Below are 16977 nucleotides of genomic sequence, written 5' to 3' on the forward strand. Positions count from 1 at the left end.
CCTTTCTTTTGCAGTTTGTAAGCTAGTCACAAAGCGGCTTTGATAGTTTTCGGAGATGTCTATTAGCGTCTTTTTGCAAAATCTCTTGTAAAATGGGAATAGCCGCATCTTCACTACGAAATTCATAAGTCCAGTAAGCTAGTTGCCAAGTTTCCTCTACATCCAAAGATTGAATTTTTGCTCTAGCTTCTAACTTGCTTAGTTTCTCTAAAGATTCTTGTGCATAGGCATATCTTTGTCTCCAAGGAGTTTGCATTTTTTCACACCAAGCTTGTTCAAAATAGTTAGTAAATTGGGGTAGAGAATTGCCTAAATATTCTCTAGCAGCACTAATCTGAAATTGTGGTGGTAAGTTTAATTCTTGATTATTATTTAGATACCCTATGGCTTTGAGTCTATCTACTAAACATGGATGGGTATCTTGATAATCAGTTTTTTCTGCTAAGGACTGTTGTAAAAAGCGTAAAGAATCATTGGCATTATCACTATTTAACAAAGTCGCCGACATTTCAGTATAAACTTGATTTGGTGGTTCTATTAATTCCTGAGCTTGTTTATAAACACTTGGCCAAAAAGAGTTATATAGCAGTTTTGCTTTGACATCAACATTAATTAAAGCTTCTCCTGTATTTTTAGCACCTAATAATTGAGCAGCACATTTATCAGCTTCATATTCATTCATGCGTCTGAGGACAAAAGAATAAGCACTAAAAAAAGGTGCATACCAATTAAAAAAAGGTTGAAAACAAGAAATTGCAAAGGCATCACCAGTGTTTTGCAATCTTTCTAAAATTTGATAATAAGTTTTTTGAATTCGATAAATCCAACCAGCAAAACGGCTATGATTTGCTGATAAATGTCCTAACTCATGGGCAATAACAGCACCAAACTGATTTGGAGATAGCCCTTGCATCAAGGGAAAACCTAACAATAAATAATTTTCTTGCCATCCCAATAAACCAAAACGTGGTCTTTGGAAAACCGCTGCATTAAATTCATCTGTGAGTAAAATATAATTAAATCTTGGCGCTTTTAACTTATCAGTAAGTTCATTAATCATATTAAATAAATTAGGTGCATCTTGACGCTTGAGTTTTAAACCTTCCGGTTCTGGAAAACTCACCCAAAGCGATCGCAACACCACAAAAATTGGCACTAGCATAACTAGTCCCAGCTTGATAATCACAGAATTTAGGGTTTTTATATAAAAAATTAACCACACAAACCCTAAAAACAAACTCAACAAAACCGCTAAAATCATAAATATGTAAGCATAACCCAGGACAGCCAAAAGACCCACTTTTAACTTATAACCAGATGGCTGTTCCTGAGCATAGGATTCTAGTTGAGTAATGAGAGTATCAAATTGTTCTTGAGTTAAAGCCATAATGAGTAGATTCCCCACCGAAAAGACTAGCTTAACTCAAGTATTAATTATTTAATATTGCCATTAGGGCAATTTTATAAATTCTTTATTATATATTATATTCGCCTGATTAGGTTTAATAAATTTTTTTGTTCTTTTCTATTGCCATTCTCTAGCCTATGGCTTGCATCTAAAAAAAAATCCTGTTTCTCAATCCCTGGAATCACACACTCCCTATAATAATTGAAGTAGTGCAACAAACTAAAACATCAAGTACAAGTACAAATCCAACCCCGCTCCCGCTATCCTCTCTCCAACATCGACCTGTAGAACATCTTAATCATCCCTACAAGTTGAATTTTGGCAGACACAATTAATTGCGTCTGGTTAGCATCTTGGCGGTTCAATTCATAATGTTTACAACGGGAGAACACCAAATCTTATGAGTAGAATAGAAACCCGCACTGAACCAATGGTGCTAAATATGGGTCCTCACCACCCTTCAATGCACGGGGTTCTGCGGCTAATTATGACATTGGATGGCGAGGATGTCGTTGACTGTGAACCAGTCATTGGCTATCTGCACCGAGGAATGGAGAAAATTGCCGAAAACCGCTCAACTATTATGTATGTCCCCTACGTCAGCCGTTGGGACTATGCAGCGGGAATGTTCAACGAAGCAGTTACAGTCAACGCACCAGAAAAACTAGCAGGTATCCAAGTTCCCAAACGCGCCAGCTACATCCGCGTGATTATGCTGGAACTGAACCGCATCGCTAACCACTTGCTCTGGTTTGGACCCTTCCTAGCTGACGTAGGCGCACAAACACCCTTCTTCTATCAATTCCGGGAACGGGAAATGATTTATGATCTGTGGGAAGCTGCCACAGGTTATCGGATGGTAAATAACAACTACTTCCGGGTTGGTGGTGTAGCAGCCGACTTACCCTATGGTTGGGTAGATAAGTGTTTAGAATTTTGTGAATACTTCATTCCCAAAGTAGACGAATATGAACGCTTAGTGACCAATAACCCCATCTTCCGGCGACGTATCGAAGGTATTGGCACTATTACCCGCGAAGAAGCAATTAACTGGGGACTTTCTGGCCCTATGTTACGTGGTTCTGGCGTAAAATGGGATTTACGCAAAGTTGACCACTATGAATGTTATGACGACTTCGACTGGGAAGTTCAGTGGGAAACAGCCGGTGATTGTCTCGCGCGTTATATGGTGCGAATGCGGGAAATGCGGGAATCCGTGAAAATCATTAAACAAGCCATTAAAGGTTTACCTGGTGGTCCCTACGAAAACCTGGAAGCCAAGCGGTTAATGGCTGGTAAGAAATCAGAATGGGATGCTTTTGATTACCAGTTCGTTGCTAAGAAAGTTGCTCCCACCTTTAAGATTCCTACCGGAGAAATCTACGCCCGTGTAGAAAGCGGTAAAGGTGAACTGGGCATTTATTTGGTTGGTGATAATAACGTTTTCCCCTGGCGGTGGAAAATTCGCCCAGCAGATTTCAATAACCTGCAAATTCTGCCTCATTTGCTACGGGGTATGAAGGTAGCAGATATTGTGGTGATTTTGGGCAGTATTGACGTAATCATGGGTTCTGTTGATAGATAATCAACGGCCAAGATTGCGAACGTAGCTTTTGCCAAAGTTGGGAAAAGGTAAAGGGTGAAAGAGGAAACGAAAATGCTCCCTCCTTTCCCCAACTCCACTTAGCTCCTCATTAGTTGAAAATGTTAAATTAAGTTAAAAATAATGTAAATTATTAAAATAATATTTAATTTCATTCACAACAAAAAACATTGCTATCCAAAATATAAATTTTTAGTTAAAATTTACATAAATATCACTTTTTTAAATTATCTATAAAGAAATTAAGGTATCGCATATTTGGGATTAACAAGAAGCTATAGGCTGACTTAATTGCCATCTCAGATAAAATCAAAATTTTTTCCCAAAAGCTGTTGATTAAGTGACTATAATAAACCAAATAGAATTACTCAGTCATTATTTTAGACCTGTGCAAATTCATTCTCATTCAGAATTTGACCATCTCCCACATCAGCATAGAGAAGAGGGTCTGCGAAGACTGCTCACTCGTCTGATTAACAAAATACAACGGGATAAATTAGTCCGACAAACGATGAGTCAACTTAGAGAATCACTTCAAGTTGACCGCCTAGTTTTGTATTACTTTTATGAGCAATGGCATGGTCAGGTAACATTTGAATCCTTGAGTTCTCAGGAATTATCTATTTTGGGTTCAACTGGTGAAGATGATTGTTTTAACGAAAATTATGCGGCTTTATATTTAGCTGGAAGGGTCAGAGCGATCGCTGATATTGAAATAGAACCTCTCGAAACTTGTCACCGAGATTTTCTTCGCAGTATGCAAGTTCGCGCTAACCTGGTAGTACCAATTTTGATCCCTAGAGGTTTATGGGGTTTGTTAGCAGCGCATCACTGTCAAGCACCTCGTAATTGGTCTTCATCAGATATTGAACTGATGCAAACTGCTGCAAGAACTCTGGCAACAAATCCTTATATCATTGACAGTTAGCTGAAATCCTGGAGTAATAGTACAGTAGTCTGAGTATGATGATAAACTTTTAAATATAAGGTTGAATTAGTGATATCACTTGTTGAGTTCTAATTTCTCTGCCTTGATCATTAGGATGATACCCAGTATTAAACATCAATTTATGGGGTAGGGTAGCTTGATATGGATCTCCCAACATAGAAACCCCATTCTTTTGATAAAAATTTTTAATTTTCTGAAAAAACAATTTATATTCTGGTTGGTAGAATTTATCATCTTCTACCGTCACAGGATAGAGAGGTAATAACTTAACTTGTTTTTGCTGACACCAATTAATAAAATCTCTAATACTTCCTGTTTTATCAATTTCATAGTTATTATTGGTCGGTAAAATAAACTTATTACTTAATTGTTTTAAAGGTTTGGCATTAATATTACATAATTCGTCTCCAGCATTATTCAAAAGGAATCCTGAATAACACTTTCCCTGTGATGCTCTAGTTTTTAACCCAGCCCAAATTTCTTCCCTACTTTGTTTACTTAAAAAACTATTTAAGATATCGGAATTGGATAATTGCAGTAAATGTTGAATCTTTTGCCAATGATTAAGATTATTCCAGAAATATTCAGTATCATTGGATATAATATGCTTAAGATACATTCTGGTTATATCTTTTTCAGAAATATACAGATTGTATTCCAAAGGTAATAAAACAATATCACCTTTTTTCAGCACTTTTTTGGCATCATTGAGAATATATTCAACTCCAAGTCCTGCGTGCATTGCTAAATTGACAGTAGGTATTTTAGTTGTTTGAGAAATTTTTTCGGCGCTAATACCAAAAAGCCCGTTACTGCCACTCACTATCAGTATTTTCTCCCCAGAAATTGATAGAGCCTTGTTCTTTTTATGCTTTTGTGCAATTGCCAACCAATTTTCTGCATCAACAACATTTTTACCAATTAACTAAAATCCAGATACTACGTGGAGTGATAAACCTACTAATAAACTAGAAAATAAAATCAGAATGTAGGATTTAAATTTTGTTTGATACATAAGTTTATGCCGAGGTAAACATATTTATTGATAGAGTTATATATGATTAAAATTGAAAATATAAAAATTCAGATTTATTAGCTTCCAAGACTTTTGATAAAGATATAAACAAGATTAATCCTAAATTAATCGCCCAAAATAAATTAGGTTTCCATAACAGAATAGAAGCAATTTTTTTAGTGGTTTTGTCCATGTTTAAAACTGGAGTATAATTGGACATAATTTGCTGAGTATTAGGAATGAAGAAAACAATTATTAGTAAGACTAATAAACAGATAAGTCCATAAATGTCTATTAAATTATTAGGAGATATATAAGGCAATGAAAAGTTAACAGCAATACCATTAATCCCTAACATTGATTTAAAAATATTTATAGCCCCATCTATTGACTCAGCGCGGAAAAATATCCAGGCAATGATTACAGCTAAAAAAGTTATCCCCCGATTAAATACTTTAGAAACTAAATTATCCTTGTGATTTTCACTTGTCAAAAATGATTTTTTCATCAAAATGTAGATGTTGTTAATCACTAGATACAACCCATGTAAACCTCCCCAAATTACAAACGTCCAATTTGCACCATGCCATAGACCTCCCAGTAACATTGTAATCATGAGGTTGAGATATCTCCTGAAATTTCCCTTGCGATTTCCACCGAGAGGAATATATAGATAATCTCTCAAAAAGTTAGATAAAGTAATATGCCAACGTCTCCAAAATTCAATAATACTATCCGCTTGATAGGGAGAATTAAAGTTAACAGGTAAGATAATACCAAACATTCTGGCAAGACCAATTGCCATATCTGAATATCCTGAGAAGTCAAAATATAATTGCAATGTATAAGCTAATAATCCTGCCCAAGCCTCATAGAATGAAAGTATAGTTCCAGCTTCAGCAGCATTAAACATAGGTGTTGAATAAGCAGATATAGTATCTGCAAAAATGACTTTTTTGAATAATCCTAATGCAAAAATTGTTACGCCTATAGAAATATTCTCCCAATTAATTTTATTATCCTTTTTTGCAGCAAATTGAGGAACTATATCGCCATGATGAACAATAGGCCCAGCAATTAATTGAGGAAAGAAAATTACAAACAATGAATAATCTAATAAATTATAGTTTTTGGTATTGCCACGATATGAATCAACTAAATATGCAATTTTCTGAAAAGTAAAAAATGATATACCTAACGGCAGTATTATATTACCTACATTAAAATTTATCCCGAATAATGTATTTATATTATCTAAAATAAAATTTGCATATTTAAAATATGCCAATAGTACCAAGTTCACAGCAATACCTAAAAGCATTAATATTTTCGGTTTCCAAGACTGTTCTAAATGATCTTGGTTTTCATATTGTTTACCGATTAACACCCCTATTCCATAGTTAAACAGCATGGAAGGAATAATCAGGCTTAAATATGCTACGTTCCAATACCCATAAAATACAAATGATGCAAAAATTAACCAAGCTTTTGCAATTGTATGCCATTTCAGTCTACTACATCCTGCAAAAACTAGTAGTGTAATGGGCAGAAATAAGAAACTAAATATCGAAGAGGTAAATAACATATTTCTATGTATAGATAAAAGCATACAGAATAGTTTAACGAAGGCAGGAGTCCGTTTTTGTAGGGATCATCCCAATGTGTAAGTTTATTTTTTGGAAAGAAAGGCAATTGCTCCCAGGCTTGATATGAATCAACCGCAAAGAACGCATAGACGCGGAGCGGCTTCCCGCAGGGTAGGACACAAAGTTAAAAGGGTTTAAGAGAGTTTTTAGTATGGCTGCGTTTATTTTGGCTTTCATTGGGATGATCCCGTTTTGGTAACGGGTATTTATACCGTACGCCCAAAACTTTGTACGCAGTCCGGTTGTATAACCGATGGTTTTTATACACATTTTGACTTACTTAGTTATCAGATTGTACACTATAACCTAGTGAATTTGCAATGGTATCAGTGATGTAAGTCATATAGGTTTTAAGAGCTAAATAGTTTTCCCTAATTCCCATACTTCTCTCTCCCAGCACAAAGTTTATGGACTCCAACCTACGACTCTGTAAAGCTATAGCCCAACGCATTCATACCAGCCCCCAAAGGCGAATTACCTTCGCAGAATACATGGACATGGCCCTATATCACCCAGAACATGGCTACTATTCCACTGATGCAGTCAAAATTGGGTTTCGTGGTGGTGATTTTTTTACTTCTTCTAGCCTAGGTAGTGATTTTGGCGAATTACTGGCTGGACAATTTTTCCAGATGTGGGAGATATTAGGTCAACCAAGCCCTTTCCATCTGGTAGAAATGGGAGCAGGTCAAGGTACTCTAGCATCTCATATCCTCAATTACCTCCAACTACACCACCCGGATTTTTTCACGGCGTTGGAATACATTATTGTGGAGAAATCCCCCAGTTTAAGAGCAGAACAACAGCAACAGTTACAAGATTTCTCTGTGCGTTGGTGCAATTTGCCAGAGATTACACCTAACTCCATCGTTGGCTGCTTTTTTTCTAATGAATTAGTGGATGCATTTCCAGTGCATCAGTTTATTCTAGAAGCAGGGGAACTGCGGGAAATTTATGTAACTACCCAGGAAAATGGGGAAAATACCGCTTCTGATTTTTCATTTATAGAGGTAGTGGGGGAATTATCCACACCGCAGTTAGCAGCATATTTTGATTTGGTGGGAATTGAGTTAAATCCCAATGTGTATGAAGATGGCTATCGCAGTGAAATTAATTTAGCGGCTCTCGACTGGTTGAGTATAGTGGCAGACTGCTTGCAACGAGGGTATGTGTTAACTATTGATTATGGCTACCCTGCCAGCCGTTATTATCACCCCAGGCGATCGCAAGGAACCCTACAGTGCTACTACCATCATCATTACCATGATCATCCTTATATCAATATTGGGCGACAAGATATCACTGCCCACGTTGACTTTACAGCTTTGCAAGCTTGGGGGAAAAGGTGCCGTTTTAATTCAGTGGGTTTTACACAACAAGGTTTATTTTTGATGGCATTGGGTTTAGGTGAAAGAATAGCTGCCCTTTCCTATCAAGAACAACCCATCTCACAGCTGCTAAACCGCCGGGAAGCCTTACACCAACTAATTGAACCTACAGGACTGGGGAACTTTGGAGTTCTAGTTCAAAGCACAGGATTGAGTAAAGAAGAGGCTTTGCGATCGCTCACAGGATTAACCATACCAAGCTAGAGGTGAAAGTCAAAGGTTAAAACTCTATTTAAGAATCCTGTATTAGTCTTTCTTCGACTAGGATAGCAGTGATTGCTTTGAAGTTAATAACCTTAAGGAAGTAATAACTATGACTGCTCATGACCTCATTGTCTTAGTAACTCTACTTAGTCCCGGTCTCTTACTTTCAGTTGTAATTATGGCTACTTTTGCCGCAGGTGGCTGATTTATGGGGATCGGGAATTGGAGATTGGGAGGGAAAATTACAAAAATTCCCTATTCCCTATTCCCTATTCCCAATGACTAATAACCAATGACAAAGGAACATAAAACATGAAGGTGGCATTTCTGGGAACTGGATTGATGGGACTACCGATGGCTCAAAGGTTATTAGCTGCAAATGTAGAGCTAATTGCCTACAACCGCACCCCAGAAAAACTAGCACCACTACAAGCAGCAGGAGCGGAAATTGCTACAAAACCCCGTCAAGCAATTCGTTCTGCTGATTGTATAGTTCTGATGCTATCTAACGCCGCAGCTATTTATCATGTCTTGCTGACAGATACTTCTTGGCACACTTTATCAGGACGCAGTGTCATCCAAATGGGGACAATCACGCCTCCAGAAAGCCAAGAAATCAGAGATGCAGTTGTGGCCGCTGGTGGCGAATATATAGAAGCTCCCGTACTCGGTAGCATCCCAGAAGCAGAAACTGGCAAATTAATTGTCATGGTAGGTGCCGAATTAGAACAATATCAACGTCACCTCAAGCTACTAGAACATTTTGGACCCGAACCTCTACACATTGGACCAGTAGGATCTGCTTCCGCACTGGCATTAGCACTGGGTCAACTCATTGCCTCCCTCACTACTAGCTTTGCACTCAGTTTGGCTTTTGTCCAAATGCAAGGCATTGATATAGACTTGTTTATGCGAATCCTGCGCGATAGTCAACTTTACGCGCCTACCTTTGATCAAAACCTGAAACGGATGTTGGATGGTAATTATACTAATGCCAACTTACCCACCAAACAATTGATCAAAGAAATAGATTTATTTATCTCTGAAGCTAAATCCCTTGGTTTGAATCTCAGCAGTATTGAGGGTGTAAGACACATCTTGAAGTCAGCAATGAATATGTCCTATCCAGAAGATGATTACTCATCAGTCTTTCCCGCTATTCGAGAATGGGGTGAAGTAAGCGGGGAATAGGTGACAGGTGACAGGTGACAGGTGATAGGGAGCAGGGTAAAGATTAATTCTTTCTTCTTTCTTTCTTCTTTCTTCTTTTTTCTGCCTCCTGCCTCCTGACTCCTGCCTCTTGCCTTTTGCCTTTTGCCTCTTGCCTTTTGCCTCAAAATGGGATGTCATCTGGATCTGGTTCTGATTCTGTGACAGGTTGATAGGACTGATGCTCAAAGTTTGCAGGTGCAGGTTGGTAGGTGGGTTGGGGGGTTGTTGGCTGGGATACTGTACCTGTAAAATTTGTAGCTGGAGTTGGTGTAGCTGGGGTCGGCGCTGAATAGGCTGGTTGATATGTCTCCAGGGGACGCTGTGCTGCTGGCGCTGGGGTAGCGGCTGGTGCTGTTGTGTTCATAGCCCTACCGATAGAATGAATCTTCTGCACAGTTAATTCTGCACGTTTTTCTTTAAAACCTTCTGGACGGTCAAAAGTGTTCATTCCTAAACGTCCTTCAATGATCACGCGATCGCCTGGTTGATAGGTTTGATGAATTTCTTTGGCCAAATTACCCCAACCCACCACTTTTAAAGGATGTGAAGGATCATCTGGCCGCACTCCAGGAACATGAACTATCATTTCTGTCACTTCCAACCCGTCTGGTGTATGACGCAACTGGGGTGCATCATAAATCTCTGCCATTAAAATACAACTGTTCATATATTTATTCCTTTCAAGAAACTAAGATGTAGGGGTGTAAAAACTGTCTTTTCCATTTGCTAAGAGGCGGATAGCGCCACCTGTGGGTCATGATTTTGTCACACTGTTTTTTAGTAATTCATTTACCTTGAATACACTGCAATTACTCAATCTAAGTTAACAGATTTATGTTCATTACAGAAATTGGATCATCGACAACAGAAGGCAGAAAATTACCCGATAACCTGTTTTTAAATGCTATAACAAAAGTCAAGCGAGAACGTTGAACAACTATTCAATAGCTGTTCAAGAACTGCGCCTGACCAAAACGAGCATTTAATTCTGCATTGAGTAGTACAATTTTACCATACAAAACATTAAATCTGGACATGAACAGGAAAAATACCCAAAGCAATTAATCGGGCGGGTAGGTCGCGTAAAATAGGTAAACGTAGCAATAAAGGCGGCTGAAAGGTTTTATTTTCCGTCAGAATGGGGACAAATATCCGCTTTTGGATCAAGGTTTGAAATGCTTGAATGATGCGTGTGGGTAACTCTCGATGCTGCTGGACTTTTGCTAAATGGTTGATTTCTAGACAATGTTGCTTGAGTGGTTGACTGACAATATTTGCGGTAACAACAGCATCTTGAATGGCATAATTGATACCAACTCCTCCTACTGGGGACATGATATGGGCTGCATCACCGATGAGTAACAGTCCAGGACGATACCAACGCTTAACCAAGCTAGACTCAACACAGAGAAAAGCTATTTGTGACCAATCTTGTAAAAATTCAATACGCTCGCTTAATTCTGGTACTGTATCAATAATTGATTTCTTTAATTCCCCTAAACCAGCAGCACGCAGTTTTTGATAACCACCCTTGGGTATAACATAACCAATTTGCCACTCCTCACCACGGTCTAGCATGACTAAAATGTGACCAGCACCAAAACGCCCCATTCCCCCTGCAAATTCTTCTGGTTGACGAGGTAAGCGAAACCAGAGAACATCCATCGGTGGAGAAGTTTCAACAGATTCAAAATTACCTAGTTGTCTGAGTTTGGAATGACGACCATCTGCACCTACTGTCAGTGTAGCTCGGATTTCATGCCAACCACCTTGTCCACGATAACGTACACCTTGAATTACACCATTTTCTGTAATTAATTCCTGGACATTTGCACCCATAATTAAATGGAAATGAGAATATTTTTGGGCTTCTTGGGTGATAAATTCTAAAAACCGCACCTGGGGAAGCATCATGATATAGGGGTAGTGCGTTTTCAGGTGACTAAAATCTGCTAAGGTGATAGTTGCTTGGGGTGTTTTTATTTGAAGTTGGTGTATTTTGTTGTGGGGTAATTGCAACAAGCTATTACTTAAACCCAACTCTTCCATAATTTGCATTACCGCAGGGTGAATGGTATCACCACGAAAATCCCGGTCAAAATCTTGGTGTGCTTCTAATAGATAAACTGAAATTCCTTGACGTGCTAAAAGTAAGGAAAGTACAACACCCGCAGGCCCACCACCGACAATGCAACAATCTGTATTGTGTAAGTCTAAAATCTCATGTTCTAAAGGAAGATTGTGATTTGTAGACATAAAATTTCTCCTGTAATGAGAAAAGAAGTTATAAATCAGGAGTAATACAGTTTTAATTCTTTAAATCTGCAACACACGAGCGATCGCTTCTGGCAGTGGCAGTACAATTAACAATAATAACGCTATTGCTAATAGACCTAAAACATCACGTTTATTGTCTAGTTCTGTTACATCATTTAGTGCAGGTTCATCAATTAAAGGAATAAATAACAACAAAATTGCCCACAGCAAAAATTCCTGACGGACAAAAGACAGGATGAGTAACAACAACCGGGAAATTTGACCAATAACAACTGCGGTGCGTTGTCCAAACATAGCATGGACAATATGACCACCATCTAGTTGTCCTACTGGCATCAAATTCAATGCGGTTACAATCAGTCCCAAAAACCCAGCTATTGCTACTGGATGCAAATCAAGAGCAGATTTTGCTGTTAATTCGCTGCCCAAGGCTAACTTGGAAATTAATGCTAATAAAATTGAATATCTAGGATTGAGAGCATTAGGATTTAATAGTCCAGTTTTGTCGCTCACAGGCACTATTTCCGAATGAGCTAGTCCCCAGATAAGTAGAGGTAAAGTAGCGATAAAACCAGCAAGTGGCCCGGCAATACTCACATCAAATAAAGCTTTACGGTTAGGAATTGGGCTTCGCATTTGTATAAATGCACCAAAAGTTCCCAAGAAAAAAGGTACAGGGATAAAATAGGGTAAAGTGGAGCGAATTTTATGGAATCTTGCTGTAAAATAGTGACCAAGTTCATGGATACCCAAAATAGTAATTAATCCTAAAGCGTAGGGTAAACCATTGAAAATGAGAGTAAAGTCAGATTTGATTCTCGTTAATTCCACTCCAGCAATTTGCGAACCCATTAAAGTAGTGGTAATTAAAGTTAGCAATAATAGAAGAAGTGCTGTTCCTGCTTGAGTTAAATTTTCTAATTTGCGGTTTGTATTTTGTTTACTTGCTTGAGTATTGGGAACAAGGACAAAGAAAGGTTTACCATCCATTCCTTCCTGGAAGATAACCAAGAAGCGATCGCCAAATTGCCCTTCAATATTGGTTTTAATTTGTTGGTACGCTTGTGTCGCAGCAGTTCGCAACTGACCCCGACAAATTACTGCTTGGGGTCGATATTCAATATTTTGAATGTAATATACTGACCAAGGGAAACAATTTCGCAGATTTGTTTCTTCTGTTGGCTCAATGGGACGAACAGGAGATGATTCTGCGTGAGGATGGTTAGCCAATTGAGATCCTGTAGCTTGAGGTTGAGTCTGGGTATCTTTTGGTACTGGACGACCAGACTGAAACAACAACCAGTATAACAGCAGACAGATAAATAGAGGCCAAATAATCAGTGCGGGTGGGGGTGGTTGTTTTGCACCATAGACCAACGTCCAACCAATCATGATGAATGCTGGTGTCATTAATACCAACCACAACAACCAAACTGGTGTCTTGGTGATATGAGCAACACTACGCTGAACTATGAGATAAGTAAGCCCCATGAAGAGGATAAACCAAAATACCATGTTAAGTTCACTAATTTTGACAAAGAAAATAGTTCAGGACTGCCTCTCTATCTCCTTCAAAGAGACTGAGACAAATTGAATCAGCTACGTTCACAAGAGTTAATGATCTAGGAATTGGGAACAAAGAAGTAGCAAAATTTCTTCTTATTGAATTATTTTTTTTACTTCTTAACTCCTTTTTTCTGATAGATATGGGTTATTCTTGACCTTGAAAACGCCTTCCCCCCAAGAATTTTTTTCTAGTCACGGTAATCCTTTTAACCAGATTTACCATGACGTGATAATTCTTGATTTTGAAATCCTTTAATTTATGTGTCCCGCATCTCCACAACCAAGTTATACAATTAAGCCCCCACAGACTATACTTTCTGGTCAAGTTCCAGGAGAAGAAATCCTTGCCACTGCTAGGGAAGCTGGATCAGCATCTACTGGCTTTACCATCAACAAAATTTTTGCCTTTCCACCAAATCGAGACACATTAGGAGGGACTTCTTATCTTATTGTAAGAAATGAAGGTAATATTCTCATCGACTGCCCAGCCCTAGAACAAATAAATCAGGACTTCTGGGAATGCATACCACAGAATAACCTTCAGCAAACAGGTGTCCGTTGGTTGTTCATTACTCATCGCGGTGCTATTGGTCAAGTAGCAGAAGTTCAGCAAGCCCTTGATTGTGAAATTTTGATTCAAGAGCAAGAAGCTTATTTATTACCTGGTTTAAATGTCACTACCTTTGCTCAAGAATTCACTCTTGATGCCACCACACAAGTGATCTGGACACCAGGTCATTCTCCTGGTTCTTCATGTCTATACTATCGTGAATTTGGGGGAGTTCTCTTTTCTGGAAGACATTTACTCCCCAACCTCCAAGGTGAACCAGTACCATTACGAACACCAAAAACTTTTCATTGGCCACGACAAATTAAAAGTGTTCAAGCTCTGCGCGATCGCTTTACACCAGAAACCCTACAATACATCTGCCCCGGCGCTAATATCGGCTTTCTCCGAGGCAAACGCATTATAGATAACGCTTACCAAAGATTGGTAATTGATAATTGACAATTGATAATTGACAATTGTTTTATTCCAGTTTGAAAACTTCCCCTTTCAAAGAGGAAAAAACAAAAAAGTTCTGATTTCTCAATCCTCTCGCTTTTAGGCAGAGTTCACAAGTCAAAAGTCAAAGATTCCAAAATCCAAAATCCAAAATCCAAAATCCAAAATTATTACTTACCACCATAGAAAAAGGCAATTTCTTTTTCTTTTAACGGTGCAAAACCAGCTTCTATCAGCTTTTGGTCTAATTCGGCTTGGGGGATATGCTTGGCACCAATACGAACAATGCGAGAACGCATGGTATTAGATACACCACTACGTTGTCTACCTGCTTCTAATGCCATGACTTGGTTATAGAGGTCTAATTTAGCTAAGGGAATAGGAGAACCATCAAAATCTATCCCCTGTGCGATCGCTACATCAATAGCATCAGCACCCGTGGTAGTTTGATTGTTCACATTAGTTTCGGTAGTCATGGCGATAAATTCTCAAGTTTATAGGTATATATTACCAGGCGGAAGGCAGAAGGCAGAAGGCAGAAGGGAGAAGTAAGAAATTAGTTTTTCCCCTACACCCCTACACCCTTACACCCCTATACCCTTTATCCCCAATCATTCGCCACCTGTCTTCTCTTCAGACTTGCCACTTTTTAAGATTTTGGATTACTCTCGAACCAGCGGTATAGCAATTTTAGGTGATGCTATGTCTGATCCCCACACTCCTCGTAACAAAGACCGCAGCCTCGAACAAGCTCTAACTAACAAAATTATCGACGATTACTTCGAGAATTCTGAAAGTTGGCTGAGAGCAATTTTGCGGATGTGTATTTTCTCCCTCGCTAAAATCAATGGAGAATCTGTTTTTATCGTTGAATGTCCAAATCAAGCCGTAGCAAAGCGTCTTAGTCGAAAAACTTATCCGTTTCGAGGAATGGTGTACTTTTTAACTGATAATTTTGATGATCGTGATCGCAGTTTATTTTGCTATAAAGACGAACGTAAAGGAACTTGGCGCTGTTTTGATACCAGCACAAACACCTGGGAATCCTTGAGTAATTTACAGTCATCGACTACACCAACTGATAGCTGAGGAGTATGATCAATTGATAATTGATAATTGACAATTGACAATTGTTTTATTCAATGTTTAAAACGTCCCTTTGAAGGAGAAAAAAGGAAAAATTACGATTTTTCACGCCTCTATCTTCCAGGTAGAAATAATTGTCAATTGTCCATTATTTAACCAATCACCAGTGATTGGATTTGCGTGTAATTGATCCACCAACAAACGCGCCTAATATTGTACCTGTCCAAACTCCGGCTACACCACCTTGCCATATCGCTCCTGGTGTCACCCAAGCATTACACATCTGTTGGAAGCCCCAAGCTTGATTTTGGCATTTCTGACTGTGAAGCATTGAGGTGATTTGTACACCCATCAAACCACCAAAAAATCCAGAAGACAATGCCACTAAGCTACAAATTAGAATGGGTTTCTTAGTCATGGTAATCATGGATTAGGTGAATGGGAATCCGTAATTACGAATTACAAATTACGAATTACGAATTACCCATCAACCTGTATTTCTCATTCCTGCGGCAATACCGTTAATAGTTAACAATGCTCCTCGCAGTAATTCGCCTTTGCTATAACGGGAGTGAATTACCCCTGGTGTTGTACTGGTTTTATACTGACGTAGACGCTTGAGTAAAGACACTTGGATAAAACCTAAAGGTACAATTGTGCCATTACGCAATTGAACTGAACGCTGCAAGATAGGATCACCGTCTAACAGTTTTTGGTGTCCAGTAATATTTAACACTAAATCCCTAGTCAGATAAAATTCACTGGCTATTTGTTCAAACACTTTATCAAACCGGGGTTTGTCTTCTGGGTTAGACAATTCCTGGACGTAATGACGCGCCATTTCAATGTCTACTTTCGCCAAGGTCATTTCGGCTTTGGAAATTACCATTTTGAAGAAAGGCCATTTCACATAAAAATAGCGCAGCAACTTCAAGTGTTCTTCTGGTTGTTCATTCAAGAACTCTTGTAAAGCTGTACCTACGCCATACCAGGAAGGTAACAAAAACCGGGTTTGTGTCCAGCTAAATACCCAAGGAATGGCTCGTAAACTGCTTAAATCTTTTTTACCAGATGGTCGTCTTGCTGGACGGGAGCTAATTTGCAGCTGGCTAATTTCTTCAATGGGGGTGACTTGGTGGAAGAAGTCGATAAAATCGGGTTGTTCGTAAATGAGAGCGCGATAATGTTGGCGCGATCGCACTGACAACTCTTCCATAATTTCATTCCAAGGTTCAATATCATCAAACCCTGTCCGCAATAAACTCGCTTGTACTACAGCAGTGGTAATGGTTTCTACATGATACAAAGCCAAGTCCAGCAAGGAATATTTGGAAGCTAAAACTTCACCTTGTTCAGTAATTTTGATGCGTCCATTAATACTGTTACCAGGTTGAGCCAAAATCGCCTCATAAGCAGGGCCACCACCTCTTCCCACAGAACCACCACGTCCGTGGAAAATTCGCAGGTGTAAGCCATATTCTTCGGCAATTTTCTGGAGTGATTTTTGGGCTTTGTGAATTTCCCAGTTACTACTTAAGAAACCAGAATCTTTGTTGCTGTCAGAATACCCCAGCATCACTTCCTGCAAGTCGGGGTTAAGGGTGGGGGAAGATGGGG

15 protein-coding genes are annotated in these 16977 nt (G+C 38.9%); 6 read left to right on the forward strand and 9 right to left on the reverse strand.

Translation table 11 applies throughout. From position 1 onward, the window contains the following. Positions 1 to 22: 22 nt before the first annotated feature. Complete coding sequence (locus tag A0J48_RS23000; RefSeq protein ID WP_200326911.1) at positions 23 to 1387, reverse strand: M48 family metallopeptidase; 1365 nt, start codon at positions 1385 to 1387, stop codon at positions 23 to 25. A gap of 421 nt (positions 1388 to 1808) precedes the next feature. Between A0J48_RS23000 and A0J48_RS23005 the strand changes: the two genes are divergently transcribed. Both A0J48_RS23005 and A0J48_RS23010 read left to right on the forward strand, forming a co-directional pair. After that, complete coding sequence (locus A0J48_RS23005; RefSeq protein WP_200326912.1) at positions 1809 to 2993, forward strand: NAD(P)H-quinone oxidoreductase subunit H; 1185 nt, start codon at positions 1809 to 1811, stop codon at positions 2991 to 2993. 406 nt (positions 2994 to 3399) lie between these two features. After that, complete coding sequence (locus A0J48_RS23010) at positions 3400 to 3939, forward strand: GAF domain-containing protein (protein ID WP_200326924.1); 540 nt, start codon at positions 3400 to 3402, stop codon at positions 3937 to 3939. A 49-nt stretch (positions 3940 to 3988) separates the two neighbouring features. Here the strand turns inward: A0J48_RS23010 and A0J48_RS23015 are convergent, their stop codons facing one another. Together A0J48_RS23015 and A0J48_RS23020 are read right to left on the reverse strand one after the other, a co-directional pair. After that, positions 3989 to 4849 (reverse strand): hypothetical protein, encoded by an 861-nt coding sequence (locus tag A0J48_RS23015; protein ID WP_200326913.1) that lies wholly within the window; start codon positions 4847 to 4849, stop codon positions 3989 to 3991. A 172-nt stretch (positions 4850 to 5021) separates the two neighbouring features. Then, positions 5022 to 6560 carry an MBOAT family O-acyltransferase gene (locus A0J48_RS23020; RefSeq protein ID WP_200326914.1) on the reverse strand — a complete coding sequence of 513 codons (1539 nt, stop codon included), beginning with the start codon at positions 6558 to 6560 and terminating at the stop codon, positions 5022 to 5024. A gap of 468 nt (positions 6561 to 7028) precedes the next feature. Between A0J48_RS23020 and A0J48_RS23025 the strand changes: the two genes are divergently transcribed. Both A0J48_RS23025 and A0J48_RS23030 read left to right on the forward strand, forming a co-directional pair. Next, the gene (locus tag A0J48_RS23025; RefSeq protein WP_200326915.1) at positions 7029 to 8213 is read left to right on the forward strand and encodes a class I SAM-dependent methyltransferase; all 1185 of its coding nucleotides are present in this window, start codon (positions 7029 to 7031) and stop codon (positions 8211 to 8213) included. Between the two features lie 312 nt (positions 8214 to 8525). After that, positions 8526 to 9404: an NAD(P)-dependent oxidoreductase gene (locus A0J48_RS23030; protein WP_200326916.1), complete on the forward strand. Its 879-nt coding sequence runs from the start codon at positions 8526 to 8528 to the stop codon at positions 9402 to 9404. Positions 9405 to 9546: 142 nt separating this feature from the next. Here A0J48_RS23030 and A0J48_RS23035 read toward each other — a convergent pair whose 3' ends face one another. The 3 genes from A0J48_RS23035 to A0J48_RS23045 all read right to left on the reverse strand — a co-directional run bounded on the left by A0J48_RS23035 (position 9547) and on the right by A0J48_RS23045 (position 13217). After that, complete coding sequence (locus A0J48_RS23035) at positions 9547 to 10092, reverse strand: single-stranded DNA-binding protein (protein WP_200326917.1); 546 nt, start codon at positions 10090 to 10092, stop codon at positions 9547 to 9549. 356 nt (positions 10093 to 10448) lie between these two features. Next, entirely contained in the window at positions 10449 to 11681 is a 1233-nt protein-coding gene (locus A0J48_RS23040) for an FAD-dependent oxidoreductase (RefSeq protein WP_200326918.1), read from the reverse strand. Between the two features lie 60 nt (positions 11682 to 11741). Continuing rightward, positions 11742 to 13217 (reverse strand): site-2 protease family protein, encoded by a 1476-nt coding sequence (locus A0J48_RS23045; RefSeq protein WP_200326919.1) that lies wholly within the window; start codon positions 13215 to 13217, stop codon positions 11742 to 11744. 310 nt (positions 13218 to 13527) lie between these two features. Between A0J48_RS23045 and A0J48_RS23050 the strand changes: the two genes are divergently transcribed. Next, positions 13528 to 14277, forward strand: coding sequence for an MBL fold metallo-hydrolase (locus A0J48_RS23050; RefSeq protein ID WP_200326920.1), 750 nt, complete (start codon positions 13528 to 13530; stop codon positions 14275 to 14277). A gap of 167 nt (positions 14278 to 14444) precedes the next feature. Here A0J48_RS23050 and A0J48_RS23055 read toward each other — a convergent pair whose 3' ends face one another. Then, a complete protein-coding gene (locus A0J48_RS23055; RefSeq protein WP_200326921.1) occupies positions 14445 to 14750 on the reverse strand; it encodes a small RNA NsiR4-regulated ssr1528 family protein in 306 nt (101 codons plus the stop codon). 226 nt (positions 14751 to 14976) lie between these two features. Here A0J48_RS23055 and A0J48_RS23060 point away from each other — a divergent pair, with 226 nt between their 5' ends. After that, positions 14977 to 15363, forward strand: a complete 387-nt coding sequence (locus A0J48_RS23060; RefSeq protein WP_200326925.1) for a hypothetical protein — start codon at positions 14977 to 14979, stop codon at positions 15361 to 15363. A gap of 157 nt (positions 15364 to 15520) precedes the next feature. Here A0J48_RS23060 and A0J48_RS23065 read toward each other — a convergent pair whose 3' ends face one another. After that, positions 15521 to 15778, reverse strand: coding sequence for a hypothetical protein (locus A0J48_RS23065; protein WP_200326922.1), 258 nt, complete (start codon positions 15776 to 15778; stop codon positions 15521 to 15523). Positions 15779 to 15847: 69 nt separating this feature from the next. Beyond that, positions 15848 to 16977: phosphoenolpyruvate carboxylase (locus tag A0J48_RS23070; protein WP_200326923.1), on the reverse strand; the 1130-nt coding region annotated here is incomplete at its 5' end.

The organism is Sphaerospermopsis aphanizomenoides BCCUSP55 (assembly GCF_001586785.1).
In the GTDB taxonomy this organism is placed as follows: domain Bacteria; phylum Cyanobacteriota; class Cyanobacteriia; order Cyanobacteriales; family Nostocaceae; genus Sphaerospermopsis_A; species Sphaerospermopsis_A aphanizomenoides_A.